Here is a 24028-nt window from a genome sequence, read left to right as displayed (position 1 = left end):
AGGCCCGCCTTGACGTGAGTGACGAAACCAAAATCAAAGCCGCCGGGGACGCCCATCCCCGGCGGCTTTTTGCATTCAACGGCGGCTTCTTTCAGCAAAAGCGCCTGCGCCGGATGATTGCACTGGCAGGCTTTGACCTGCGCTTTGGCAAACCCTCGGCCGACGATCTGATCGCCATCTGGGGCCAAAGCCCGACCAGCCATCGCGGCGCTACTGTGTCTGAGCACACGGGTGCTGAGCGTGTGTTTTTTGAAGACGCGCTGCTGCGCTCCCTGCATCCCGGTCGTGCCGCCAAAGAACCGCCAATTGGCCTGATGATCGACACCAAGGCCCCTCACTTTGATCCTACCATACCGTCTGATCTGGAAACGCTGCTGGCCACACATCCGCTGGACGACACTGCCCTGCTCAACCGCGCGCGCGGCGCGGCGGCGCGCATAAAAGAGGCGCATCTGACCAAATACGCAGCGGTGGAAACCGATCTCTCCCTACCCGAGCCCGGCTATGTCTTGGTGATTGACCAGACCTTTGGCGACGCCTCGGTCACGGCCTCCGCCCCAGGTGACAACATCGCCCAAAGCCGCTTTCGCGAAATGCTGATCATGGCGCAGGAAGAGCACCCGGGCTGCCCTGTGCTGATCAAGACCCACCCAGAGACCCAACATGGCGCGCGCCAAGGCTACTTTGGCCCCGATGATGAAACCGCGCGCGTGTCACTCTATTCTGACCCCATCAGCCCGTGGCATTTGTTCGAAGGTGCCGTGGGCGTTTATACGTTTTCTTCTCAACTCGGGTTTGAAGCGATATACGCGGGCCACAAACCCCGCGTCTTTGGGCAGCCTTTCTATGCCGGTTGGGGTCTGACGTCCGATGAATACCCCGTACCGCGTCGTCAGCGGCAATTGACCCGCTCGCAGCTTTTTGCCGCCGCTATGATCTTATATCCCACTTGGTATGATCCCTGCCGTGATCAGCTTTGCGAGTTGGAAGACGCACTCGAACAACTCGCCGCACAAACCCGCACGTGGCGGGAAGACCGTCACGGCTGGACCGCCCACGGCATGCGGCTTTGGAAACGCAAACCTTTGCAAGGTTTCTTTGGCGCGCATAAACCTCTGATATTTGACCGTACCCGCGACGATCGCCCAGCGATGGTCTGGGCCAGCAAGTCAGGCCCGGACGGCGCGACGCGCGTCGAAGACGGCTTTCTGCGCTCGCGCGGGCTTGGCGCAGAACTTGTGCCACCGCTGTCGTTGGTCTGTGACGATCTCGGCATCTACTACGACCCAACTCACGAAAGCCGGCTGGAACGCTTGATCGCCCAACGCGCCGACCTGCGCCCAGAACAGACGCGTCGCGCCGATGCGCTTATCGCCGCCCTGCGCAAACGAGGCCTTAGCAAGTATAATCTGGGTGGCGACATGCCCGCCCTGCCCGAGGGCCACCGCATACTTGTGCCCGGTCAGGTCGAGGACGACGCCTCAATACTTACCGGCACAACGGACATGCGCACCAACCTTGATCTTTTGAACGCCACCCGCGCCGCCAATCCCGATGCCGTGATCCTCTATAAACCGCACCCCGACGTGGACGCGGGTCTGCGAAGCGGCGCCATATCGCCCGACGCAACTGGACCTGCTGATCTGGTGCTGTCCAACGTGGATATGGCCACGCTTCTGGAACAGGTTGATGAGGTCTGGACCATGACATCGCTCACCGGGTTTGAAGCCTTGCTGCGCGGCAAATCTGTCACCACCTTTGGCGCGCCGTTTTATGCTGGCTGGGGGCTGACGGATGATCGCGGTGCGGTGCCCCCCCGCCGCCAAGCCCGACCGAGCTTGCAAGGATTGGTTCATGCCACATTGATTGATTATCCACGCTACCGTGATCCGGTGAGCGGTCTGCCCTGCTCTGTCGAAGTGGCTGTGGATCGCCTTGCAACCGGTGATATCCCGCATCCCGGCTGGTCCAACCGGACGCTTTCCAAATTGCAGGGCGCATTGGCAAGCTACAGTTGGATCTGGCGGCGCTGACCGAAGGGCCGTTAACGCGGCTCCACCCGATGCCACACCGACATCACGTCTTGGCCCACAGGCCTTTGTGTCACCAGATCGAACCGCGGCGCTTCGGCCAACCGTTCAATCCCCATTGCGCCAATTGCAGGGTGGCCTTCGGCCCCCATCACCATGCCGGCGCTAAAGGTGATCAGCTCATCCACCAGATCTGCTGCCAACAGCGACGCCGCCAGCGTGCCACCGCCTTCGCAGAAGACCCGTGTCAGCCCCTTGGCGCCCAAAGCTGTCAACACCGAAGCTGGCGAAAGCTGTGAACGTTCCAGCGTACACGGCAAAAGTTCCGCCCCCAAATCTTGCCATGTCTTTTGCAAAGTCGGGTCCGCATCCGCGCCATGCGCAATCCAGAGCGGGATGTCTTTTGCCGTGCGCGCCAATGTGCTCATCAAGGGCAAATCCAAACGCCGTGACACAACCACGCGCACCGGCTGACGGGACACGCCCATGTCGCGTACGGTCAGGGACGGATCGTCGACCCGCGCAGTGCCGCCGCCGACCATGACCGCGTCATGACGCATACGCATCGCATGCACTTCACGTCGGGCTGCCGCACCGGTAATCCACCGGCTCTCGCCTGTGGCGGTGGCAATGCAGCCATCCAACGTACTGGCAAGCTTTAGCGTCAGAAAAGGACGACCCAAATCAGTTTTCAGGAAAAATCCCTGTAAATCGCGGGCAGCTTCGTCCGCCATAACGCCGGTCTCAACCGTGATCCCCGCGTCGCGCAACATCGCCAGGCCACGGCCCGAAACCCGTGCATCGCTGTCCTCAACCGCAACAACAACCCGCGCCACTTTCGCAGCAATAAGTGCGTCTGCGCAGGGCGGTGTCTGGCCGTGATGGGCGCAGGGCTCCAACGTCACATAGGCGGTCGCTCCATGCGCTGCCTCGCCGGCTTGTGCCAAGGCCACCGGTTCCGCGTGCGGCCGCCCACCGGGCTGGGTCCACCCACGGCCCACGACGCGGCCATCCTTCACAATGACGCAGCCCACGGCCGGGTTGGGCCAGCATTGGCCTTGCCCGCGCCGCCCCAAGGACAGCGCAAGCGCCATGTACCGATTGTCGGACAAGTTCACTCCTCAGGTGTTGTGTTCGGACGCAACTCTGAGACGAATTTATCAAAATCATCGGCCGCCTGGAAGTTCTTATAGACGCTGGCAAACCGCACATATGACACCGTGTCGATCCGCGCGAGCGCTTCCATGACGATCTCGCCGATCATGTGGCTTTGAATATCGGTTTCACCCATGCTTTCCAATCGTCGCACGATGCCACTGATCATCTGATCAATGCGCTCAGGCTCGACGGGCCGTTTCTGCATAGATATCCGGATTGACCGCTCAAGCTTGTCGCGGTCAAAATCTTCGCGTCGACCGTTTGATTTTACAACTACCAGATCGCGCAACTGCACACGTTCATAGGTGGTAAATCGCCCGCCGCACGCTGGACAAAACCTGCGTCGCCGGATCGAAACATGATCCTCCGCGGGTCGGGAATCTTTTACCTGTGTATCGATATTTCCGCAAAACGGACAGCGCATGGGCCTTCCCTTCGTTCGTCTGCTCTTAGTTTACCGCCTGTGTTGGGGTTTTTCCCCACTTATCCACAGGCACTATAGGGCAGCTACAATTCTTTGTGTAGAGGCAATCGCCCACCTCAAGATAAGCCATTTTTCTGACTAGGGGGAAAAATTCTCCGCCATTCCCCTGTTACAAATTTACGTACCGCACCTATATAGAAATCAAAGGCGCTTCCCCGCCTTCAATTCATGAAAAAACGCCGTCATATTTGCGATATGACGGCGTTTTCTTTTGTAAATCCGCTCACCGAGCGCCCGCAAACCGGCCCTTATGCGTCTCAAGGGATCATATGTTTTAGATACCACGACAGGCGTCAAGATTTCAGAACAACGCTTTGCCCATCTGATCGATCAATTGCTTTGCTTTGCGCACGGACATGTCTGTGGCTTCATCTAAATCCCGGATCACATCCGCTCGGATTAGGTCGTGGCGTTTTTCCTCACCATCGATCACGGCTTCGATGCGGGCAGAAATACGGAACTGACTGCCCTCGCTGATCGGAGTCGGCGTGATGGTGAACCCTTCATACTCCTGACTTTCAGCCATGGGTGCAGGCTCAGGACTGCCACCGCCAAACAAACGTTTAAACAAGCTCATTCTCGTCTCCCGGACTCCCCGTCAACGCGGCAACCACATGCCGCACGTGCGGTGCGTTCCTATGTTCAAAAAGGTAAATTCCCTGCCACGTGCCTAACATCATACGTCCAGCCTGAACAGGCACGCTCAGGCTAACAGGCATCATCGCCGCCTTGATATGAGCGGGCATATCATCCGGACCTTCGTAGGTGTGCACAAGATAAGACATAGTCGGATCCGTGGTCGGCGGCACCAATCGGTGAAAAAATGCCTGCAAGTCACGCTGCACGTCTGGATCCGCGTTTTCCTGAATCAAAAGACTGCAACTGGTGTGCTGAACAAACAGCGTTAAAACACCGTCGTGCACGCCGGAGTTTGCCACCCAACGCGCAATGTTGGCGGTAAATTCATAAAGCCCCGCCCCGTTTGTCGGAATATCAAAAACCCTGTGCATTGACGCAGCTTATTGCGGTGATCCATTTCTTCAACCGCTTCTTGAAACAGACTAGCCGTCAATCTCTCTTACGCATCGCCTTTTGCCCTGACTCACCGACATGTTGCTGCCGATTTGGGTCACATCCGAGCTGGCAAGACCACGGGCAACAAGGCCCGAATCCGGTCGGTAAGTGAACGCCACAGCCCGTTCTCCAGTCTCGGTTCTGCTTGGCCCCATGGCTGCGCTTACATACAGCCGATCTCTATGGCTCGCGCCTCTCTTGAGCGCTTCACGAGCGGCAGAGCACCAAAAATAGTCCACTTTCGGTGTCCATTTATTCACCACCTCGAAGCTGCCCGCTTCCGGCAAGGTGTTCACCGGGTTGTTGAGTTCATTGGTGTTGGCCATAGCCGCCGAGCCAACCCCCAGCGCTGCCGCGATTGTCATAACCAGTCTCATGTTCACCTCCTTTTTCAAGACTACGAACGCAGACAGCATGCAGATGGTTTTAAGTGGCACCCATGTCCCGCTGGCAGCGACGGTTGGCAGAGTTGACTGTAAGATTACTGCCGATCTCGCGCACGGCGCTGGTGCCGGATTTTGCCTGCGCCAGCTGCTCCTGTGTTGGGCGGAAAGTGAACGTAAAAGTTTCCGCGCCGTATTGCGATTGCGCGGCGCTCTGAACGTCGACTACATAGATGCGATCTTTCCACGCAGCACCGCGGTCAAGCGCGCCCTTTCCCGCCGCGCACCAGATACTCTGGTCGCCCGAGCCCCATTTGTTGACCAACACAAAAGTCGCCGATCCTGCGTCAGCCACCGGGTTGCGCTTGCTGCTGTTCTGCTGCGCGGCCAAAGGCCCGGCGACAATCGCCAGACCCAAAACCAAAACCCCAAGTTCTTTTCTCATCCCTGACCTTTCCTCTGCAAATTGGCCAAAACCCGATAAGTTAATGTGTTCGGACAAGCGCCGATCACTTAGTAGAAATCGGGTTCGCGTTGACAGCGCCGGTTGGCAGCAGTCAGCGTCAAACTGTTTCCGATTCCGCGAACTGCACTGCTTCCTGTTTTCCCCTGCGCCAAAAGGTCCTGACCGGGCCGGAAGGTGAAGGTGATTGTCTCGGACCCGTACTGTGACTCACGCGCTCCGGTGACGTCTGTTACATAAAGTCGTTCTTTCCAACTTGCACCCCGCTGGAGCGCGCCTCTCGCTGCTGCACACCAGAGATCGTCGTCCCGCCCCGCCCATTTGTCGATGACCGCAAAAGTACCCGGCCCGATATCAGCTGTAGGGCTATTTTGTGCCTGCAAATTCTGAGCCGAAGAGGGCGCTGCCCAAACCGCGACCGTAAGAGCGATTGCCATTGATTTCCACATGTTCACTACCTCCAATAAATTTCCGACGAAAAGCCTCAAAAGAAATCCAATTCCCGCACACACCGGCGGTTCGCCGAGTTAATGGTCAGATTGTTTCCGATCCCGCGCACGCTGCTGCGCCCCGATTGTGCCTGATCCAGCTGCTGTTGCGTTGGGTTGAACGTAAACGTGAATGTTTCCGAGCCGTATTGCGACTGCGCGGCGCTGGCCACGTCCACCACATACAACCGACTGCTCCAGGCAGCACCACGCTCACGCGCAGCGCGCGCGGCCGCACACCAGATGTCATCATCGCGATGCGCCCACTTGTTCACAATCGCAAAGGTGCCTGCACCAGCGTCAGCGACCGGGTTATTGTACAACGATTTTTGCGCCAGAACGGGCGTCGCGACCGTCAACGCGGCAACAACGGCAATCATATTGCGTTTGATCATATTAAATCCTCCTATGTCAGGAGTACGCGCGGGATCGCAATCTGGATGACGCACGCACAAAACTGTGAATACCCCATACCTAGGTGTTTTCGCGGCACTTCGCTATGAACACCCTGTCAGGTTTACGTGATTTGCTCCGCCCTTCGCGAATTATTCAAGTTGCGACGCTGAACTGGCACCAATTTGCACAAACGCCGCTAACAACGCGCAACAAAAAAGGCACGCGCAATTTCCTGCGCGTGCCTTCACTTAAGGTTCGGCTGACTTATTGGTCGAGGAAGCTGCGCAGTTTCCGACTGCGACTTGGGTGCTTGAGCTTGCGCAGTGCCTTGGCCTCGATCTGACGGATACGTTCGCGCGTCACGCTGAACTGCTGACCAACTTCTTCAAGAGTGTGGTCGGTGTTCATGCCGATGCCAAAACGCATCCGCAGCACACGCTCCTCGCGAGGCGTAAGCGACGCCAACACGCGGGTTGTGGTTTCCTTGAGGTTTTCCTGAATGGCGCTGTCCAGCGGCAGCACGGCATTCTTGTCCTCGATGAAATCACCCAACTGGCTGTCTTCCTCGTCGCCAATCGGCGTCTCGAGCGAGATCGGCTCCTTGGCGATCTTCATCACCTTACGGACCTTCTCAAGCGGCATCTGCAGCTTTTCGGCCAGTTCTTCCGGCGTTGGCTCACGGCCAATCTCGTGCAACATCTGACGTCCGGTCCGCACCAGCTTGTTGATCGTTTCGATCATGTGCACCGGAATACGGATGGTACGGGCTTGGTCAGCAATCGAACGGGTGATCGCCTGACGGATCCACCATGTCGCATAGGTCGAGAATTTGTACCCGCGACGGTATTCAAACTTGTCCACAGCCTTCATCAGGCCGATGTTACCTTCTTGAATGAGGTCAAGGAACTGCAGGCCACGGTTGGTGTATTTCTTAGCGATCGAAATCACGAGGCGCAGGTTGGCCTCGACCATTTCTTTCTTGGCCTGACGGGCTTCTTTCTCGCCTTTCTGAACCTGCTGCACGATGCGGCGGAATTCAGGAATATCCAGACCAACATACTGACCGACCTGAGCCATGTCAGCGCGCTGTTCTTCGACCTTCTCGACCGAGCGCTCCATGAACATCTGCCAGCCGCGGCCTTCTTTCTGGCGCATGTCGTCCAGCCATGTCGGGTCGAGTTCACGACCGCGGTAAGCTTCAATGAATTCGCGACGGTTGATGCGGGCTTGGTCCGCAAGCTTTACCATCGCGCTGTCAATCTGCATCACGCGGCGGTTAATGCCATAAAGCTGGTCAATCAACGCTTCGATACGGTTGTTGTGCAGGTGCAGCTCGTTCACCAACTCCACAATTTCCGACCGCAGCTTCTGATAGGTTGCCTCGGCCTTGTCCGAGAAGCTGTCGTCCTCGTTCAAAGTCGCCGAAATACGCGCGTCCTGCATTTCGCTGAGCATGGCAAAGTCGCGTGCGATGATGTCGAGCGTCTCAAGCACACGTGGCTTCAGCGCGGCTTCCATTGCCGCAAGCGACATATTGGCCTGCTCGTCTTCATCATCGTCGTCTTCTTTGGCAATCGGGTTGCCATCCGCGTCCAGTTCCTGGGTCTCTTCTTCTTTTTTCGGAGCTGACGTCACATTGGCCGCTTCCGCAACCGGTGTTGTTTCTTCTTCCTCGTCGTCGCCCATCTGGTTGCCGAACGTGGTCTCAAGATCGATCACATCGCGCAGCAGAATGTCTTCAGACAAAAGTTCGTCCCGCCAGATCGTGATCGCCTGGAAGGTCAGCGGGCTTTCGCACAGCCCGGCGATCATCGTGTTGCGGCCTGCCTCGATGCGTTTCGCAATGGCGATCTCGCCCTCGCGGCTCAACAGCTCAACCGACCCCATCTCGCGCAAGTACATCCGCACAGGATCGTCTGTACGGTCCAGCTTCTCAGAACCACCCGACGACAGCGCAACGCCACGGTTGGCATTGGACGTGTCAACAACGGCGGTGGACTTGGCTTCTTCGTCTTCGGCTTCCTCGTCTTCGATGATGTTGATGCCCATTTCGGACAGCATCGACATCACGTCTTCGATTTGCTCGGAACTCACTTGATCGGGCGGCAGAACCTGGTTCAGCTGATCGTAAGTGATGTAGCCCTTCTCCCGGGCCTCGGCGATCATCTTCTTGACGGCAGTCTGGCTCATATCGAGCGAGTGTTCAGCGTCCTGATCGGCGGGCTTCTGGTCGTCGGTGTCCTTGGCGGCCATGTAGTACTCCTACGAGTTCGGGCTAGGTGATTCGTTTGCACCGAATCAACCTTGGTGTGAGGTGATTCGCAACCCGATAACACTGAGTCGCTTACGTGTTTCTCAACAGTGCGGCCTAATTGCGTCGCGGCCGGCCGCCTCTGGTGAAATCAATCGTGTCTCTCAGCGCATCAAGTGCTGCGCGTTCATCCTTGTCTATCGAGGCGCCATTATCCCCTACGGCGTAGTCTGCGTTGTCCTCCTGACGGCTGAGCAACGCGTTGTTTCGGGCTTCCGCGGCCTGCCCCAACCGCCAAGTTACAGCTTCATCAGCCACGCCTTGCAGGTCTTCTTCGGCATCCGCGATTTCCGCAGTTAGCCCCCGTTCGGTCTTGAGCTTCGCCAACTCTTCGGTCAGCGTCAGACGCGCAAGCTCCATATCGCCGGGGTTTCGCACGGCAGGGGTGATGGCCACATAGGGTTGGCGCAACAGGTTTTCAACTGCCTCATGCCCCAAAGCGGCCTCAACGGCGGCTCTTGGATCGGGCGTGTTGGCATTGCGCATCAGAACGTCGCGCATTCGCGCGGTGTCATCGCTCAGGCAATCCATCGTTTCTATGGCGTAATCAAAGTCATCCAGAACCTCCGGCGTGACCAAGGCCACTGCCAGAACCACCGCTTCGCGTACGCGATGTTCCACTGCGCCTTGTCCGCCTGCAAGCATCGAGGCTTTGGTATGCGCCTGCACAATCGGCCCGGTCTTCCAGCGACCGCCATCACGTTTGAACGTGCGCCCACCGCCGCCGCTGTTGCCGCGTTGCCCGCGAAAAAGTTGCCAGCGCAAGTCTTTGATTGCATCGCCATAGTGCTGTCGGATCGACGGGTCTTTGATCAGCTTGATCTTTTCCCTGAGCGTCTTGTCCAAAGCCGCTTTACGCTCTGGACTGTCAAACACCTTACCTTCGATCTCACGCTGCCACAGCAGGCTGACCATTGGCATTGCCTGATCCAGAACTTTCTGCACGGCACTTGGACCTTTTGCCCGAATAAGATCGTCAGGATCCTGCCCCTCAGGCATCACCGCAAAACGCAGCGACTTGCCTGCCTCAAGCAGTGGCAAAGCCAAATCCACCACCCGCATCGCTGCGCGGATACCCGCCTTGTCGCCATCCAACGCGATGATCGGCTCATCGGAAATGCGCCACAACAGTTGCAACTGATTGTCCGTCACCGCCGTGCCCAGCGGTGCCACCGACGCGCCAAAACCGGCTTCGGCCAAAGCAATCACATCCATGTAGCCTTCTGCCACAACCAAAGGCTGCCCTTTGCCCGCCGCCTCGCGCGCGGGGCCGTGGTGATAAAGATTGCGCCCTTTATCAAACAGCTCTGTTTCCGGCGAGTTCAGGTATTTCGCATTGTCGTTTGGGTCCATCGCACGACCGCCAAATGCCACACAGCGCCCCCGCGCATCGCGGATCGGAAACATGATCCGGTTGCGAAAGACGTCATAAGGCTTGCCACCCTTGCTCGACGGCTTTGCAAGCCCCGCGCCCATAATCAGCTCAGGATCAACACCCTTGCCAGTCAGATGGTCCCACAAGCCTTGCCAGCCGTCCGGCGCAAAACCGATCTCAAACCGGTCCCGTGTCTGCTGCGCCAGCTTTCGCCGATCAAGATACTCGCGCGCGCCACTGCCAGCACCGGTGTTCAGCATCAGGCGATAATGCTGCACCGCCATCTCCATGACCTCGGCCAACTGGGTGCGTTTGTCAGCCTTTTGTTGTGCCTGCGGGTCACGCTCAGGCATCTGCATTCCGGCCTCATCCGCCAGAATACGGATCGCTTCCATAAACCCGACGTTCTCGGTTTCCTGAACAAATCCAATAGCATCACCTTTGGCGTGACAGCCAAAGCAGTAATAAAACCCCTTGCGGTCATCGACGTGAAACGACGCGGTTTTTTCGTGGTGAAACGGACACGGCGCCCACATGTCGCCTTTGCCCTGATTGGATTTGCGCTGATCCCACATCACTTTGCGCCCGACCACCTGTGTCAGGCTGGTGCGGCTGCGCAGTTCATCTAGAAATCCGGGAGGCAGGCTCATGCGCGCCATCATAAAGTGCTGGCGCGGCCAAAGTCCATAGAACCCGGCCGCGCGTCATATCAGAAACTTGTGGATAACCGCCTCGCGATCAGCCCTTTTGAATGGCCTGAATACGGTCCCAGGCTTCAAGGCATTGCGCCTCGGCTGTTTCGCCAAGATCAACCTTTTTCAGGTCACGCTTTTTCTGGCTGTAAACAAAATCCACCACCTGCGGCATCGCCTCGGCCAAACCTTCTGGCCACTCCGGATTGGCCCCCATAACGGTCTCGGCCGCATCGTCTTTCTTGACCTTGTCCAGCCGCGCCTGCTGCACTGCACCCATGATCTCACCTTGAAGCTTGCACGCGTCCTCTTTCTCACCGGCCATCAACGGCCCCGCCAAAGATGCGCCCAGCGCCAAAGCCGCCGTACCGCGTAGAAAAACAGAAATAGTCATGGGTCGTCCTTCACCTATTGCACGCGCAAAAATGTCAGCCCGCGCCGCGCGCCGCAACCCCTTTCATCGCAGTCTCAAGTTCGTGAACCAACGTCACCGCCATCGACCGGAACGCCATGATCTGAAACGCGTTGTCGCCAACCCGCGTGATCGACACCATCAGATGCTGCATCATTGTGCGCGCAGTATGTCCGCGTTTGAATGCTGCGACCCGCAAATCCACTGGCGCCAATCGCGCCAACACATCCTCAGCTCCCGCGCCATCCAGCCGCACCACTGCCCATGCGTCGCTCTGGTCGGTGATCGCGGCCAAGCTGCCCAGCGCCGCGTCGCATTCCGGACCGATTAACATCGCTTGCCCCTGGCCAAACCAGATCGCCCGCGCGCCCCCTTTGCCGGTCGCGCGGTTGGCGGCCGGAAACGTCATGCCATGCGCCGCCTTTAGCGCGCCAGACAGGGCTTTCTCTTGTCCTTTGAAAGGCGCCAGCGACGTCATCGCGCCTGCATCCACTTCGCTTAGCGTTACACCGCCCGCCTTCACCGGCAACAGTCCCGCACAGGGCGTCTCCGCAATCAAATCAGCCACGTACGCGCCCTCCTTCAGGATCAAAGAATACAGGATCGCAAACTTCACATCGGGTCGTCACGCCGCGCAGATGGTCCACCATCATCACCTCATCGCCATGCCGTGCTCGCCCGTTGCGCAGGAAGCCAAACCCAAGAAAGCTCTGCATCGTGGGCGAGAACCCGACCGAGGTCGTATAGCCAAGCTCGTTTTCACGCGTTGGTTCTGCACCCACGTCAAAAAGATGCGCGCCAGCTGTGAGTTGTTTGACCGGTCCAACCGGTTTCAACCCCACCAGTTGTTCTCGCTCATCGCCGTGCAATCCGGGCCGCTCGCTCATAGTCTTGCCGACACAGTCTTTTTTGGCGCTGACCATGCGTCCCATGCCCACATCAAACGCCGTCGTCCGCCCGTGAATTTCCGCGTGGGTGATAAAGCCCTTCTCGATGCGCAACACATTGAGCGCTTCCATCCCGTACGCCCCGCCGCCCATAGTCGCAGCCTTGGCAACCATCATGCGATACAGGCTTTCGCCATACCGCGCAGGCACCGCGATCTCATAGGCATGCTCGCCTGAGAACGAGATGCGGAACAGCCGGCCTTTGATGCCCTGCACGGTGATCTCGCCACAGCCCATGAACGGGAAGCTGTCGTTGTCGATGTCTTCGTCCACCAGCGTATTCAACAGTTCACGAGACTTCGGGCCAGCCACCGCGAATTGCGCCCATTGTTCGGTGGTCGAAATCATCGCCACGTCCAGTTCGGGCCGCAGGCACTGATGCACATACTCCAGATGCCGCATCACCGGCCCTGCCGCCGCGGTGGTGGTGGTCATCACAAAATGGCTTTCACCCCACCTTGCTGTGGTGCCGTCATCCATCACAGTGCCATCTTCGCGCAGCATCAAACCATAACGCACCCGCCCAACTTTGAGCGTGCTGAACATGTTGCAATAAACAAAATCAAGGAACTCTGCCGCATCAGCCCCCTGAATGTCGATCTTGCCCAATGTGGACACGTCACAAACGCCAACCGCCTCGCGCACCATGGTCACTTCGCGATCACAGCTCTGCCGCCACGTGGTTTCGCCAGCCGCCGGATAGTAGCTCGGCCGATACCACAGCCCAGCCTCGATCATGGGCGCACCTGCGTCGACGCTGGCCTTGTGGCTGGTGGTGAACCGCTGGGGCGCAAACCCGTCGCCCTGCGCTCCTGCGCCCAGCGCAGCAATGCTCACCGGCACAAAGGGTGGGCGGAACGTGGTGGTGCCCGTCTCGGGAATGCCGCGTCCGGTTGCGTCCGCCAGCACCGCGAGCGCGCCGACGTTGGAGTTCTTGCCTTGATCTGGCGACATGCCCTGCGTGGTGTAGCGCTTCATATGCTCGACCGAGCGGAAGTTTTCTTTCGCGGCCTGCTTCACATCTTTGACGGTCACGTCGTTCTGAAAATCTAGCCACGCACGCCCCTTGCCGCCGACCGCCCACAAGGGTGTCACGTTATACGGCGCGTCTTCGGCCGCTGGCACCTCAATCGCACCCGCATCCATGCCCAGCGCCTCAAGCGCCGCGCCTGCAGCCGCCGCGCCTTCGCGCAACGCTGCATGGGTTGAAAAGCTGCCCTGACACGCCCCTGCTGTGGTCATGCCGGGGATCATGCCGTCTGTCGGCACAAAGCTCTGAATGTCCTCCCGCCAAACAGGCCGTCCGTTCATGTGGCACGTCAGATGCACACTCGGGTTCCAACCGCCTGACACGGCCAGACAATCTGTCGCCACCTTCTCCTCGCCGATCATCGTGCGATAGGTCACGCTCTCAAGCGCCTTGCGCCCACCGGCGTTACAGACCTCGGCACCTTTGACCATCGGATAATCGCCGCTGTCAGGCGCATCGCGGCGGCTGTCGATCACCATGGCCACATGCACCCCTGCCGCGATCAATTCCCGCGCGGTCTGATGACCACTGTCGTTGTTGGTGAACACCGTCACCGCCTTGCCCGGCGCCACGCCATAGCGGTTTACGTAGGTCCGCACCGCACTCGCCATCATGATGCCCGGCCGGTCGTTGTTCTCAAAGGCAATAGGGCGCTCAATCGCTCCCGCGCAAAGGACCGAGCGTTTCGCAACAATGCGCCAAAAGCATTCCTTTGGCCGCCCGCCCGCATTGGCAAGGTGATGACTCACCCTCTCAATCGCGCCGAATGTGCCCTGATCATAGGCCCCTGTGACCGTGGTGCGGGTCATCAGACGCACATTTGGCATCGCCTCCAATTCGTCGACGGCTTTCGCCGCCCAGTCCGCGCCACCCATGCCGCCAACGTCACCCGCATCCCCGTTCAGACGCCCGCCCATAATGCTATCTTCGTCGGCCAAGATCACCTCCGCGCCCGCGCGCGCCGCTGTCAAAGCCGCCATAAGGCCGGAAGGCCCTGCCCCGATCACCAACAGGTCGCAGAAAGCAAAAGCCTTTTCATAGCTGTCGGGATTGTGCTGTCTGCTCAGCGCGCCCAAACCGGCCGCGCGCCGGATGACAGGCTCATAAATTTTCTCCCAGAACGCCTTGGGCCACATGAACGTCTTGTAGTAAAACCCGGCCCCCAGAAACGGCGCCGCAAAATCATTCGCCGCCAACAGATCGACATCCAGCGTGGGCCAGCGGTTCTGGCTGCGCGTTTCAAGGCCTGCGAAAATCTCCTGCTGTGTGGCGCGGATATTCGGGTCCTGTTGCGCGCCACTGCCCACCGTGATCAACGCATTGGCCTCTTCCGAACCTGCCCCCATCACACCACGCGGTCGGTGATACTTAAACGACCGCGCCACCAATTTCACATCACTCGCCAACAAAGCCGACGCCACGGTATCCCCCGCATAGCCATGCACCGGTTGGCCATCAAAGGTAAACGTCACCCGCTGGGTGCGATCCACCAAGCCCTTGTCTGCGATCCTCATGCGCTTGCCTCCTTCACTTTGGAGGCCAATTCGCATCCCAAAACCTCGTGCGTCACGGTGTTGCGCGTGACAACAATCCACGCGCCACAGCCGCCTTCGTGATACCAAAGGTCCCGCGTCACGCCCGCCGGATTGTCACGATTGTGCACATAGTCGTCCCAGACAACGTCGCTCGCATCCGCATCAGGGCGCTGCAAAGCCACCGCATCCCCGACATAGTAAAACTCGCGCCGGTCGCGCTCTCCGCAATTTGGACAGGTCAATCTCATTGCGCGTCCCCCTAGTGCAAGTTGTGTTGAGAGCCGGTGCCCTCTTCGTCCATGATGCCAACGCCAGTGCGAAAGCGATCAAGACGGAATTTCGCGGCCACATCGTGGTGCTGATCGGTCGCCATCAAATGCGCCATGCTCCAACCAGACGCAGGCACGGCCTTAAAGCCCCCGTAATTCCAGCCGCAATCGATAAACAGACCCTCAATGCCTTCCATCTTGTCGATGATCGGGCTGCCATCCGGTGTCATATCCATGCTCCCGCCCCAACTGCGCAGCACTTTGGCTTTGCCAATCATTGGCATCAGCGTCATGCCCGCCTCCATGACGTGTTCCTTCATCGGCAGGTTGCCGCGCTGCGCATAAGAGGCATAGAAATCCAGATCCCCGCCGAAGACCAAACCGCCCTTGTCGGACTGGCTGATATAAAAATGCCCCATGCCAAAGCTGATCACATGGTCGATCACCGGCTTCAGCCCTTCGGTCACAAAGGCCTGCAACACGTGGCTCTCAATGGGCAATCGCCGCCCCGCCATAGCCGCCACAAGGCCCGAACGCCCAGCTGTGATAATCCCGACTTTCTTGGCCCGAATTGGCCCACGGGAGGTCTGCACGCCTTTTACAACGCCCCCCTCGATATCAATGCCAGTGACTTCGCAGTTCTGCACCAGATCCACTCCGCGATCGGACGCGCCGCGGGCATAGCCCCAAGCCACCGCATCATGGCGTGCCGTGCCGCCGCGCGGATGGTAAAGCCCGCCATAGATCGGAAACCGTGTTTGGTCGAAATCAAGATACGGCAAATGTTTGCGCACGCCTTCGCGATCCAGCAACACCGCATCATCGCCTTGGTTGATCATCATATTTCCACGCCGCGCAAAGGCGTCGCGCTGCCCGTCGCTGTGAAACAGATTGATCAAGCCGCGCTGGGAATGCATGACGTTATAGTTCAGGTCTTCTTCCAGCCCTTCCCACAGCTTCAGCGAATGGGAATAGAACTCGGAATTGCCCTGAAGAAAGTAGTTCGCGCGTACGATCGTGGTATTGCGCCCGACATTGCCGCCGCCAAGATAGCCTTTTTCCAGCACCGCGATGTCGGTCATGCCGTGGTTTTTGGCAAGGTAGTAGGCCGTCGACAGGCCATGCCCGCCGCCGCCAATGATCACCATATCGTATTCCGGCTTGGGTTGGGCATCGCGCCAATGCGCGGTCCATCCCTTGTTGCCGCTCAACCCCTCCGCCAGCACCTTTAGGCCGGAAAACCGCATCTGCTATCCTTTGCTTCTCGCAGGGCTAAGGACCTGCTGTTAAAAAGCTAGGACCATACCCTCCCGCACTTCTGCGGTTTTTCGACAAAGAATGGCCCCTCTGCGACAGACTGCGTCGCAAAGGACAGATTTGCAATCGCTCGCTTAGAATGAGAATGACAGGCCAACGCCCGCCAAGGGAACTGCCGTAATTTGGCGCGCGCCTGAGCTTGATCTGACACCATGGTCAGCCTTCGGCGCATTCTCAAGCTCGGCTCCGGCAAAGATCGTGAACTGTGTGCCCGGTTTGGGTTCATAGCTCAGGCTCAGCACAACCGGAACCGCGCCGCCCTGTTGGCTTGCCTCAGCCTCCGAGGTTGCGTCCGTTTTTTGGCTGTGGGCCGAGAAAGACAGCCCCCAGTCCTCAGACATATCAAAACGAAGCGACATGTTTTTCGACAGGCTGCCACCAAGCTCCATCTCGTTGCTCAGGCTCACCTGTTCGGAAAGCCCCAAGTCTTGTGAAAAATCAGCTGCGTAGCCAAGCGTGCCCCACGCATCAGATCCAAACGACAAACTACCACCGTCGCTCAGTTTCCAACTTGTCGCAGGTGCGCGCGCCAAAACCCGCGTCGCAAGCAATGCGACTTCGATCTTGACCGCCTGGCCTGACGAGGTCGCGGTTCTGGACTGTGCAACAGCCCCCGATACAAACGCGGCAAGGCTGGCAACAGTGACAAAAGAGACTACGACAAGCTTGTTCACAGTAAGAATCCTTCTGGATGCCTCACTGCAAATATCGCGCCCACCTTAAAAAAGGATCAAAATCGCCGGTTCGCCCAGTCAGGGCGTCGCTGCTTTACGCTCTTCTTTGCTCAGGACACGCGGCGTGACCACCGGCGCGCCTTCGGAGTCAAAAAACGGGCCCTTTTTGGCGTCTCCACGCAAAACGGCCGCGAAGTGGCGGGCCAGAACGTTGAAACCGGCCTTGTTGAACCCATAGTTCTTGATCGCCGGCCCGGGTTCGGCGCCTTCGGCCGAATTCACCGCGATCACTTTGCCCACGGCTTTGTCCACCGCGTCGCCTTGCATTGTGTTTACGAACAGCCCGACAAAGGAGAGCTTTGTGCTGCCAAGCGTGTTGAACACCGGCGTGTCACAACAGGCGGCATACCATCGGATCAACCCGCGTGGCGACAGTCGGTACGCAGCCAGATGCTCCGCCCCCTTAGTGATTTCAATACCTGCCTGCGTGGTCTGGAAAATGTCCGTGCCGCCGCGCGGCATCAAAGTGTCTGCGGCGCCGAGAGCATGCGCGCCCGCCTGACAATCTTTGCAATAACATTGCACATGCGAGCCCGTTTTCGGGCTCGCATCTTTCAGAACTGCGCCGAACTCACCGCACCGGCAAGCAATCGCAATATCTGTCTTGGCCATGTTTCAAAGCCCCTTCGCTCTGTAGCTCGCCGCAACCTTGTCAATCGACACCAGATAGGCTGCCGTGCGCAAATCCTCGACATCCGCCCTGTCATGCCAGACGTCCCGCATCGATTGATAGGCAATGCGCATCGTGTCGTCGAGACCAGAACGTACAAGCTCCAATTCATCCGCGCCGCGCAGATATTTCTGCTTGAAACGGTCGGTCAGGCTGTACTGCGGCCCCATGGCTTCGCTGATCTTTTCAAGCTCGTCCACGACCAACTGGTGGCGCGCCTCTTCCTGACGGCGCTGCATCCGGCCAAAGCGGATATGGCTGAGGTTTTTGACCCACTCAAAGTAAGAAACGGTCACACCACCGGCGTTGGCATACATGTCAGGGATGATCACGGTGCCTTTCTTGCGCAGGATCTCGTCGGCCCCGGCGGTCACGGGCCCATTGGCGGCCTCAATGATCAACGGCGCTTTGACACGCGCCGCGTTGGAGATGTTGATGACGCCCTCAAGCGCAGCCGGGATCAGAATATCGCACTCTTCCTCCAGAATGGCCCCGCCTTCGGCGTGATGCGTCGCATCCGGATAATCCGCGATGCCACCGTGTTTTGCCAGCCATTGCTGCACAGCATCTACATCCAACCCCGACGGGTTCACCAAGGCCCCGTCACGCTCGATGATGCCAACGATGATCGCGCCATCCTCATCACTCAGGAACTTCGCAGCGTGATAGCCCACGTTGCCCAGCCCCTGCACAATGACCCGCTTGCCATCAAGCCCGCCACTTAGACCGGCTTTCTCGGAATCCCGCGGATCGCGGAAAAACTCGCGCAGCGCATATTGCACACCGCGCCCCGTGGCTTCGACCCGCCCCGAGATGCCGCCAGCGTTCAAAGGCTTGCCCGTAACACAGGCCCGCGCGTTGATATCCGTGGTGTTCATCCGCGCATATTGGTCCGCAATCCACGCCATCTCACGCTCGCCCGTGCCCATATCGGGCGCCGGCACGTTTTGGGACGGATGGATCAGATCGCGTTTCGCCAACTCATAGGCAAACCGGCGCGTCACGCGCTCCAGCTCGTGCTCGTCATATTCACGCGGATCAATGCAAAGCCCCCCCTTAGAGCCGCCAAACGGCGCTTCTACGAGGGCGCATTTGTAGGTCATCAACGCCGCCAACGCTTCGACTTCGTCCTGATTGACCGAGGTCGCAAACCGAATGCCGCCCTTTACGGGCTCCATATGCTCAGAATGCACAGACCGGTATCCGGTAAAGGTTTTGATCTCGCCGCGCAGGCGCACGCCAAAACGCACCGTATAGGTCGCATTGCAGACCCGGATCTTCTCCTCAAGTCCGGGCGGCAGGTCCATCAGCGCCACCGCGCGATTGAACATCAGATCGACACTTTCACGAAAACTGGGCTCTTTGATTGCGCTCATAATTCACTCCCCGCACATTCACAGCCTGCGACTCACCGCCGCAGCCTGACCTAAAGTCACACTAGGACCATTTTGTACCCAGATACGAGAGCGATCTTAATATTCTGATTCCAAGATAGGAATGCCGTCGATGTATGAGCTTTGGAAACAGAATGGCTCAAAAGCACAGCATTGTCTCCAAGCCATTGACAATACACGAAAAAATCTACGATTCAGTCATACATTACGCTTTATTGCGCCCCAATTCCGCCGTATTCAACCCCAATAAAGGTGGGGACGCATTCTGCCCTTTAGTGGGGCGATTTTTAACTAGCGTCGAGGCGAGGTACGTTAAGATGAAACAGTTCGAGGCCCCCCGGCCCCCGAACGCATCCCCCCCTGTTCTGGCACGAGTCCAGAACATGTCCCGGGCATTTGCCCGTGACGAAGATGGTGTGATCGTTGGGTTCGGCATTTTCCTATTCCTATTGATTTTGATGGTCGGTGGTATCGGCGTCGATGTCATGCACTCCGAAATGAAGCGCACGCGCCTTCAGCATACGCTGGACCGCGCCGTTCTTGCAGCAGCGGACCTCGAACAGACCCGAGACGCAACTGAGGTTGTCGCAGACTACTTCGAGAAATCCGGCATGTCCGGCTATGCGCCTGACGTGGACCCCTCCTCTGACAACCTGACCTATCGCACAGTTGCTGCAACAGCAGCCCAGCCGCATCAGACCCAGTTCATGAAAATGGTGGGTGTGGATCAACTGGACGTGTATGCGGCCAGCACCGCCGAAGAGCGGATCGGCAACGTGGAAATCTCCATGGTGCTCGATGTTTCGGGTTCAATGGGCAGCAACAGCCGCCTGACGAACCTCAAGACAGCAGCCAAGCAGTTTGTCACGACAATGGATGACAACACCGAAGACGACACGCTTTCGATCTCGATTGTGCCCTACGCGGCGCAGGTGTCCCTGCCTGACGGTGTGTTCGACCACATGAACGTAAGTGGCGAAAACGCATTCGCGAACTGCCTGAACTTTAGCTCCAACGATTACGACGAAGCAGGAATCTCGCCGACCTCTTCTTACGATCGTACGATGCACTTCAGCTGGTCGAGCTCGACTTACGACAACCGCGACAACAACCCAAAGACCAAAGTCGACGACGGCTATATCGACTGTAACACTGGCAGCAGCCGCGAAGTTGCGATCTTGCAGAACGACACCGACGCTCTGAAAACCTACATCGACAACATGTCCGCAGCAGGCAACACGTCGATTGATGTGGGTATGAAGTGGGGCGCGGCTCTGGTTGATCCCGACTTCCGCCCAGTTGTTGAACTGCTGGTCGACCAGGACGAAGAAACCGACAATGGTATGGTTCAAAAAGTGTTCGCGGATCGTCCGTACGACTACGGTACCAATGAATCGCTCAAAGTCATTGTCGTAATGTCGGATGGTCAAAACACGTACCAGCACTACATCGAAAACGGCTACCGCGAAGGTGACAGCCCGGTTTGGTACAATGAGCAGGAAGATTTCTACTCAATTTACCTTGGCCTGGATGACGAAGACAAAGATGACGACGACATCACGCAAGAGCCTATGTACTATTGGCCCTCCGAAGAGCTTTATGTCGACCATGCCTATGGTGAAGGCTCTTATGACCATACCGAGTATACCGAAACAGACGAATGTCTGTCTTGGAAATGGTCCCGTCGCAAAGGCTATCGCTGCACCAACTATCGCATGATCGAACAGACCGTGACTATCAACGAACCTGGCCACGCCGAAGTTGTGACCTACCCTGATCTTTGGGCCTACACATCCGCAGGCTACATCGCAGAGTACATCTACAAACCTCTGGTTGGCAGTTCGGATGCATGGGACGAGTGGTACTATGACGCCATCGGTGACGTAAACTACGGTGGCAAAGACACCCGTACCAAACAGATCTGCGACGCGGCCAAAGATGCAGGGTCTATTGTTTTTGCAATTGGCTTCGAAGCACCAACAGCTGCCGAAGTTGTGCTCAAGGACTGTGCAAGCTCTGACAGCCACTACTTCGATGTGGACGGTTTGGAAATCAACGATGCGTTTGCGGCCATCGCCACATCCATCCGCCAACTGAGGTTGACACAATGATCACGCGCATGACATCTCTATTCCGCCGTTTCCGCGGACGTGAAGAAGGTCACGTAACGACCGAATTCGCGATCATGGTGCCCCTGCTTTTGGTCACAATGCTGTCAGCGGTTGAGCTGGGTGTAATGACATTGCGTTATTCGATGCTGGAACGGGCGTTGGACATCGTGGTGCGCGATATCCGTCTAACCACGGGCTACACACCGGATCACGACGAGATCGTGACCCGCGTCTGTGACACGGCGACGATCCTGCCGGATTGCGAAAACAATCTGAAGCTTGAGATGGTCACCTTGGACCCGCGCAACTGGACCGGCATTCCGCAAAATACGGTTTGTACCGACAGCTCCGAAGAAACCCAGCCGGTGACCACGTTCACACCTGGTGTCGAAAACGAGCTGATGGTGCTGCGCGCCTGCGCAAAACTGGAGCCGCTGTTCCCGACAACCGGACTTGGTTCACATTTTGAAACCGATGCTGCCGGCGACTATGCACTCGTCGTTACCAGCGCATTTGTTCAGGAGCCGAAGTGATGCAGACACTGTTGCGCAAAATCCACTCCGCGACCAAAGCCTTCCGCGACGACACGCGGGGCACTGTTGCGATCGAGGCGGTCATCATGATGCCTGTCCTATTCTGGGCGTTCATGTCGATGGCGATCTTCTTTGATATGTACCGCGCCAAATCCACAACGGAAAAGGCGGCGTTTACCATCTCAGACATCCTGTCCCGCGAGACCGCTGCGATTGACGAGAACTACATGAGCAGCGTCAAAGAGCTGTACAACACCATGTCCACTTTGGAAGACGGTGGCGAACTTCGTGTGTCGGTGATCGCGTTTAATGCAACCTCAAACGAGTACTTTCTGGATTGGTCTTACATGACGGGTATGCTGCCCAATCACTTGACCAACGATGATCTGCTGCTCTTGGCGGACAACTTGCCTATTCTGGTTTCTGGCGAGCGTCTGATCCTGGTGGAAACCTTCGGAACGTATGAACCGGCGGCGAACATCGGAACCGGTGATGTGCCAATGGACACGTTTGTCTTCACCCGTCCCCGCTTTGCGCCACAACTGGTCTGGGACGGCGCCTAAGGCGCTCAACAAAAAGATACACAGCAATCGGGGCGCGAATTTCGCGCCCCGTTTCGTTTTATTTGGCCGCGTTTTGCACCAACAAAGCCTCAAGCATCTGCGCCATTGTCTTGGAATGCGACCCCGGCGTCACGCCGCCTATGCCAACCCGACGACCAATGGCCCACCACAGTCCCGGCTGCCATCTGCGCGTCCGGGGCTTTTTCAACTTTAGGGCAAAGCCATTAGACGGCTTCATGTCAAACATCCCGCGCCGCACCAATTCGATCTGATCCAGCGTCGCGATCACCTCACCGGTGGACAATTGCAGCCCTTCAGGCGTCAGCTGGATCACATTCTCAGTTGCCCGCCGCGTGGCATCCGCCAGCACGAGCGCGCCTGCTCCGATCACAATCAAAAACAGTTGCCAGCCAAACGCCGGCGCAGTGGTGAAGGCGAAATAGATCAATATCGCCCCAAGCGCTCCCATTGCGCCCACCCCCATCCAGCGCCGCGGCCCGCTTGCCGCAACAATCGCCAGAACCTCACCGGGTTTTAACTCGTCCGTCATATCGTCTGTTCCAATTCAATAAGGCATCGGATGCGCGCGATGCGCATCGTTGATTTCGCCAAGCACCTCATCGCTCAGGCGCAGATCACGCCCCGCAAGGATGTGCTCCAACTGCGCCACCGTCGTGGCCCCGAAAATAGAGCTACAGCCAAACGGGCGCTGCACGGTAAAGGCCATCGCCATATGCACCGGGTCAAGCCCGTGCTTCCGCGCGATATGCAAGTAGGCATCCACCGCGCCAAACACACGTGGCGACACGCGTCCGCCCAGATCGCCATTGCCCGCCAAAATCCGCGAGCCATCCGGCTTTGCTCCGTTCTGATACTTACCAGTCAGCAATCCAGTCGCCAGCGGCGAAAACGCCAGCAAGGTCACATCCTCGTTCACGCTCATCTCGGCCAGATCGGTGTCAAACATCCGGCACAGCAGGGAATATTCGTTCTGAATGGACGCAACCCGTGGTCCCCCCACCTCATCCGCAAGGCGCAGCCATTGGCTCGTGCCCCAAGCGCTTTCGTTGGACAGGCCAAAGGCGCGAATGGTGCCTTTCTCGACCTCACGTTGAAGCGCCTCCAAAACCTCAGCCATATTGGCCAGCGTATCAGCCTTGTTTTGCCTCGACGGATCGTAGGTCCAGTTTTGGCGGAACATATAGCTGCCCCGATTGGGCCAATGCAGCTGATAGAGGTCAATCACATCGGTCTGCAGCCGCCGCAAAGAGCCTTCGATCACCTCCGGCACACTGGCTGCCGTGATCGGCGCGCCATCGCGAATATGCTTGAGCCCGGCACCGGAATGTTTGGTCGCCACGATCAGATCCTCGCGCCGGCTCTTGGCGATCCAGCTGCCGATGATCTCTTCCGAGCGCCCCTGGGTTTCGGCGCTGATTGGGTTTACCGGATACATCTCGGCCACGTCGACGAAATTCACTCCCGCCGCGATGCTCATATCGATCTGGGTGTGCGCGTCGGCCTCACTGGTCTGGGTGCCAAAAGTCATGCTGCCAAGGCAGAATTCCGGCACCATGATGCCGCTTTGCCCGAGAGGAATGGTTTTCATTGATGCGCTCCTGTTGTCGCGCGCGACTTTACGCACTGCGGCCACAGGCG

General features: G+C 58.0%; 24 protein-coding genes. 4 read left to right on the top strand and 20 right to left on the bottom strand.

Features of this window, described 5'->3' with window-relative positions:
• The first annotated feature begins 14 nt into the window (after positions 1 to 14).
• Entirely contained in the window at positions 15 to 2033 is a 2019-nt protein-coding gene (locus PG871_RS08985; RefSeq protein WP_270728530.1) for a capsular polysaccharide biosynthesis protein, read from the top strand.
• A gap of 11 nt (positions 2034 to 2044) precedes the next feature.
• Here PG871_RS08985 and ribD read toward each other — a convergent pair whose 3' ends face one another.
• The 18 genes from ribD to PG871_RS08895 all read right to left on the bottom strand — a co-directional run bounded on the left by ribD (position 2045) and on the right by PG871_RS08895 (position 19144).
• Entirely contained in the window at positions 2045 to 3124 is a 1080-nt protein-coding gene (gene ribD, locus PG871_RS08980; protein WP_270728759.1) for a bifunctional diaminohydroxyphosphoribosylaminopyrimidine deaminase/5-amino-6-(5-phosphoribosylamino)uracil reductase RibD, read from the bottom strand.
• A 20-nt stretch (positions 3125 to 3144) separates the two neighbouring features.
• Positions 3145 to 3612 (bottom strand): transcriptional regulator NrdR, encoded by a 468-nt coding sequence (nrdR, locus tag PG871_RS08975; RefSeq protein ID WP_270728528.1) that lies wholly within the window; start codon positions 3610 to 3612, stop codon positions 3145 to 3147.
• A gap of 361 nt (positions 3613 to 3973) precedes the next feature.
• A complete protein-coding gene (locus PG871_RS08970) occupies positions 3974 to 4249 on the bottom strand; it encodes an HlyU family transcriptional regulator (protein ID WP_270728526.1) in 276 nt (91 codons plus the stop codon).
• Positions 4236 to 4682, bottom strand: coding sequence for a secondary thiamine-phosphate synthase enzyme YjbQ (locus tag PG871_RS08965; protein ID WP_270728524.1), 447 nt, complete (start codon positions 4680 to 4682; stop codon positions 4236 to 4238). Before PG871_RS08965 ends, PG871_RS08970 begins: the two co-directional genes overlap by 14 nt.
• Positions 4683 to 4733: 51 nt before the next feature.
• On the bottom strand, positions 4734 to 5123 hold the full coding sequence (locus PG871_RS08960; protein ID WP_270728521.1) for a hypothetical protein: 390 nt from the start codon (positions 5121 to 5123) through the stop codon (positions 4734 to 4736).
• A 49-nt stretch (positions 5124 to 5172) separates the two neighbouring features.
• Positions 5173 to 5574 carry a hypothetical protein gene (locus tag PG871_RS08955; RefSeq protein ID WP_270728519.1) on the bottom strand — a complete coding sequence of 134 codons (402 nt, stop codon included), beginning with the start codon at positions 5572 to 5574 and terminating at the stop codon, positions 5173 to 5175.
• A 68-nt stretch (positions 5575 to 5642) separates the two neighbouring features.
• Positions 5643 to 6029: a hypothetical protein gene (locus PG871_RS08950; RefSeq protein WP_270728518.1), complete on the bottom strand. Its 387-nt coding sequence runs from the start codon at positions 6027 to 6029 to the stop codon at positions 5643 to 5645.
• A 47-nt stretch (positions 6030 to 6076) separates the two neighbouring features.
• Positions 6077 to 6475, bottom strand: a complete 399-nt coding sequence (locus PG871_RS08945) for a hypothetical protein (RefSeq protein ID WP_270728516.1) — start codon at positions 6473 to 6475, stop codon at positions 6077 to 6079.
• 265 nt (positions 6476 to 6740) lie between these two features.
• Positions 6741 to 8729 carry an RNA polymerase sigma factor RpoD gene (rpoD, locus tag PG871_RS08940; protein ID WP_270728514.1) on the bottom strand — a complete coding sequence of 663 codons (1989 nt, stop codon included), beginning with the start codon at positions 8727 to 8729 and terminating at the stop codon, positions 6741 to 6743.
• Positions 8730 to 8844: 115 nt separating this feature from the next.
• Positions 8845 to 10812: a DNA primase gene (dnaG, locus tag PG871_RS08935; protein WP_270728512.1), complete on the bottom strand. Its 1968-nt coding sequence runs from the start codon at positions 10810 to 10812 to the stop codon at positions 8845 to 8847.
• Positions 10813 to 10900: 88 nt separating this feature from the next.
• Complete coding sequence (locus PG871_RS08930) at positions 10901 to 11248, bottom strand: hypothetical protein (protein ID WP_270728509.1); 348 nt, start codon at positions 11246 to 11248, stop codon at positions 10901 to 10903.
• A gap of 34 nt (positions 11249 to 11282) precedes the next feature.
• On the bottom strand, positions 11283 to 11834 hold the full coding sequence (locus tag PG871_RS08925; protein ID WP_270728506.1) for a sarcosine oxidase subunit gamma: 552 nt from the start codon (positions 11832 to 11834) through the stop codon (positions 11283 to 11285).
• Complete coding sequence (locus PG871_RS08920; RefSeq protein ID WP_270728501.1) at positions 11827 to 14757, bottom strand: sarcosine oxidase subunit alpha family protein; 2931 nt, start codon at positions 14755 to 14757, stop codon at positions 11827 to 11829. Before PG871_RS08920 ends, PG871_RS08925 begins: the two co-directional genes overlap by 8 nt.
• Positions 14754 to 15026, bottom strand: coding sequence for a sarcosine oxidase subunit delta (locus PG871_RS08915; RefSeq protein WP_270728499.1), 273 nt, complete (start codon positions 15024 to 15026; stop codon positions 14754 to 14756). Before PG871_RS08915 ends, PG871_RS08920 begins: the two co-directional genes overlap by 4 nt.
• An 11-nt stretch (positions 15027 to 15037) precedes the next feature.
• Positions 15038 to 16294: a sarcosine oxidase subunit beta family protein gene (locus PG871_RS08910; RefSeq protein WP_270728496.1), complete on the bottom strand. Its 1257-nt coding sequence runs from the start codon at positions 16292 to 16294 to the stop codon at positions 15038 to 15040.
• 144 nt (positions 16295 to 16438) lie between these two features.
• Positions 16439 to 17038, bottom strand: coding sequence for a hypothetical protein (locus PG871_RS08905; RefSeq protein ID WP_270728494.1), 600 nt, complete (start codon positions 17036 to 17038; stop codon positions 16439 to 16441).
• Positions 17039 to 17116: 78 nt separating this feature from the next.
• Positions 17117 to 17710: a DUF6151 family protein gene (locus PG871_RS08900; protein ID WP_270728491.1), complete on the bottom strand. Its 594-nt coding sequence runs from the start codon at positions 17708 to 17710 to the stop codon at positions 17117 to 17119.
• A 3-nt stretch (positions 17711 to 17713) separates the two neighbouring features.
• The gene (locus PG871_RS08895; RefSeq protein ID WP_270728488.1) at positions 17714 to 19144 is read right to left on the bottom strand and encodes a Glu/Leu/Phe/Val family dehydrogenase; all 1431 of its coding nucleotides are present in this window, start codon (positions 19142 to 19144) and stop codon (positions 17714 to 17716) included.
• 401 nt (positions 19145 to 19545) lie between these two features.
• On the opposite strand from PG871_RS08895, the gene PG871_RS08890 reads away from it, so the two are divergent.
• Genes PG871_RS08890 through PG871_RS08880 form a run of 3 tightly spaced genes read left to right on the top strand, consistent with a single transcriptional unit; the run spans position 19546 to position 22369 of the window.
• A complete protein-coding gene (locus PG871_RS08890) occupies positions 19546 to 21273 on the top strand; it encodes a TadE/TadG family type IV pilus assembly protein (protein WP_270728485.1) in 1728 nt (575 codons plus the stop codon).
• 8 nt (positions 21274 to 21281) lie between these two features.
• Positions 21282 to 21806, top strand: coding sequence for a TadE/TadG family type IV pilus assembly protein (locus PG871_RS08885; RefSeq protein ID WP_270728484.1), 525 nt, complete (start codon positions 21282 to 21284; stop codon positions 21804 to 21806).
• On the top strand, positions 21806 to 22369 hold the full coding sequence (locus PG871_RS08880) for a TadE/TadG family type IV pilus assembly protein (RefSeq protein WP_270728481.1): 564 nt from the start codon (positions 21806 to 21808) through the stop codon (positions 22367 to 22369). The genes PG871_RS08885 and PG871_RS08880 overlap by 1 nt, the downstream gene beginning before the upstream one ends.
• Before the next feature lie 58 nt (positions 22370 to 22427).
• Here the strand turns inward: PG871_RS08880 and PG871_RS08875 are convergent, their stop codons facing one another.
• Positions 22428 to 22919, bottom strand: coding sequence for a hypothetical protein (locus PG871_RS08875; RefSeq protein WP_270728479.1), 492 nt, complete (start codon positions 22917 to 22919; stop codon positions 22428 to 22430).
• A 15-nt stretch (positions 22920 to 22934) separates the two neighbouring features.
• The gene (locus PG871_RS08870; RefSeq protein WP_270728477.1) at positions 22935 to 23978 is read right to left on the bottom strand and encodes an aldo/keto reductase; all 1044 of its coding nucleotides are present in this window, start codon (positions 23976 to 23978) and stop codon (positions 22935 to 22937) included.
• Positions 23979 to 24028 lie beyond the last annotated feature (50 nt).

It is taken from the genome of Shimia sp. Alg240-R146 (genome assembly GCF_947331465.1).
Classification (GTDB): Bacteria; Pseudomonadota; Alphaproteobacteria; order Rhodobacterales; family Rhodobacteraceae; genus Shimia.
This window is presented reverse-complemented; position numbering and strand designations above follow the sequence as displayed.

Excerpts from the sequence above, each read along its gene's own strand:
- dnaG (WP_270728512.1), bottom strand. The coding sequence starts at position 10,812 with ATGAGCCTGCCTCCCGGATTTCTAGATGAACTGCGCAGCCGCACCAGC.
- PG871_RS08885 (WP_270728484.1), top strand. The coding sequence starts at position 21,282 with ATGACATCTCTATTCCGCCGTTTCCGCGGACGTGAAGAAGGTCACGTA.
- PG871_RS08920 (WP_270728501.1), bottom strand. The coding sequence starts at position 14,757 with ATGAGGATCGCAGACAAGGGCTTGGTGGATCGCACCCAGCGGGTGACG.
- PG871_RS08900 (WP_270728491.1), bottom strand. The coding sequence starts at position 17,710 with ATGGCCAAGACAGATATTGCGATTGCTTGCCGGTGCGGTGAGTTCGGC.
- PG871_RS08875 (WP_270728479.1), bottom strand. The coding sequence starts at position 22,919 with ATGACGGACGAGTTAAAACCCGGTGAGGTTCTGGCGATTGTTGCGGCA.
- PG871_RS08955 (WP_270728519.1), bottom strand. The coding sequence starts at position 5,574 with ATGAGAAAAGAACTTGGGGTTTTGGTTTTGGGTCTGGCGATTGTCGCC.
- PG871_RS08970 (WP_270728526.1), bottom strand. The coding sequence starts at position 4,249 with ATGAGCTTGTTTAAACGTTTGTTTGGCGGTGGCAGTCCTGAGCCTGCA.
- rpoD (WP_270728514.1), bottom strand. The coding sequence starts at position 8,729 with ATGGCCGCCAAGGACACCGACGACCAGAAGCCCGCCGATCAGGACGCT.
- PG871_RS08915 (WP_270728499.1), bottom strand. The coding sequence starts at position 15,026 with ATGAGATTGACCTGTCCAAATTGCGGAGAGCGCGACCGGCGCGAGTTT.
- nrdR (WP_270728528.1), bottom strand. The coding sequence starts at position 3,612 with ATGCGCTGTCCGTTTTGCGGAAATATCGATACACAGGTAAAAGATTCC.
- PG871_RS08910 (WP_270728496.1), bottom strand. The coding sequence starts at position 16,294 with ATGCGGTTTTCCGGCCTAAAGGTGCTGGCGGAGGGGTTGAGCGGCAAC.
- PG871_RS08895 (WP_270728488.1), bottom strand. The coding sequence starts at position 19,144 with ATGAGCGCAATCAAAGAGCCCAGTTTTCGTGAAAGTGTCGATCTGATG.
- PG871_RS08960 (WP_270728521.1), bottom strand. The coding sequence starts at position 5,123 with ATGAGACTGGTTATGACAATCGCGGCAGCGCTGGGGGTTGGCTCGGCG.
- PG871_RS08880 (WP_270728481.1), top strand. The coding sequence starts at position 21,806 with ATGCAGACACTGTTGCGCAAAATCCACTCCGCGACCAAAGCCTTCCGC.
- PG871_RS08870 (WP_270728477.1), bottom strand. The coding sequence starts at position 23,978 with ATGAAAACCATTCCTCTCGGGCAAAGCGGCATCATGGTGCCGGAATTC.
- PG871_RS08890 (WP_270728485.1), top strand. The coding sequence starts at position 19,546 with ATGTCCCGGGCATTTGCCCGTGACGAAGATGGTGTGATCGTTGGGTTC.
- ribD (WP_270728759.1), bottom strand. The coding sequence starts at position 3,124 with ATGGCGCTTGCGCTGTCCTTGGGGCGGCGCGGGCAAGGCCAATGCTGG.
- PG871_RS08930 (WP_270728509.1), bottom strand. The coding sequence starts at position 11,248 with ATGACTATTTCTGTTTTTCTACGCGGTACGGCGGCTTTGGCGCTGGGC.
- PG871_RS08965 (WP_270728524.1), bottom strand. The coding sequence starts at position 4,682 with ATGCACAGGGTTTTTGATATTCCGACAAACGGGGCGGGGCTTTATGAA.
- PG871_RS08950 (WP_270728518.1), bottom strand. The coding sequence starts at position 6,029 with ATGGCAATCGCTCTTACGGTCGCGGTTTGGGCAGCGCCCTCTTCGGCT.
- PG871_RS08945 (WP_270728516.1), bottom strand. The coding sequence starts at position 6,475 with ATGATCAAACGCAATATGATTGCCGTTGTTGCCGCGTTGACGGTCGCG.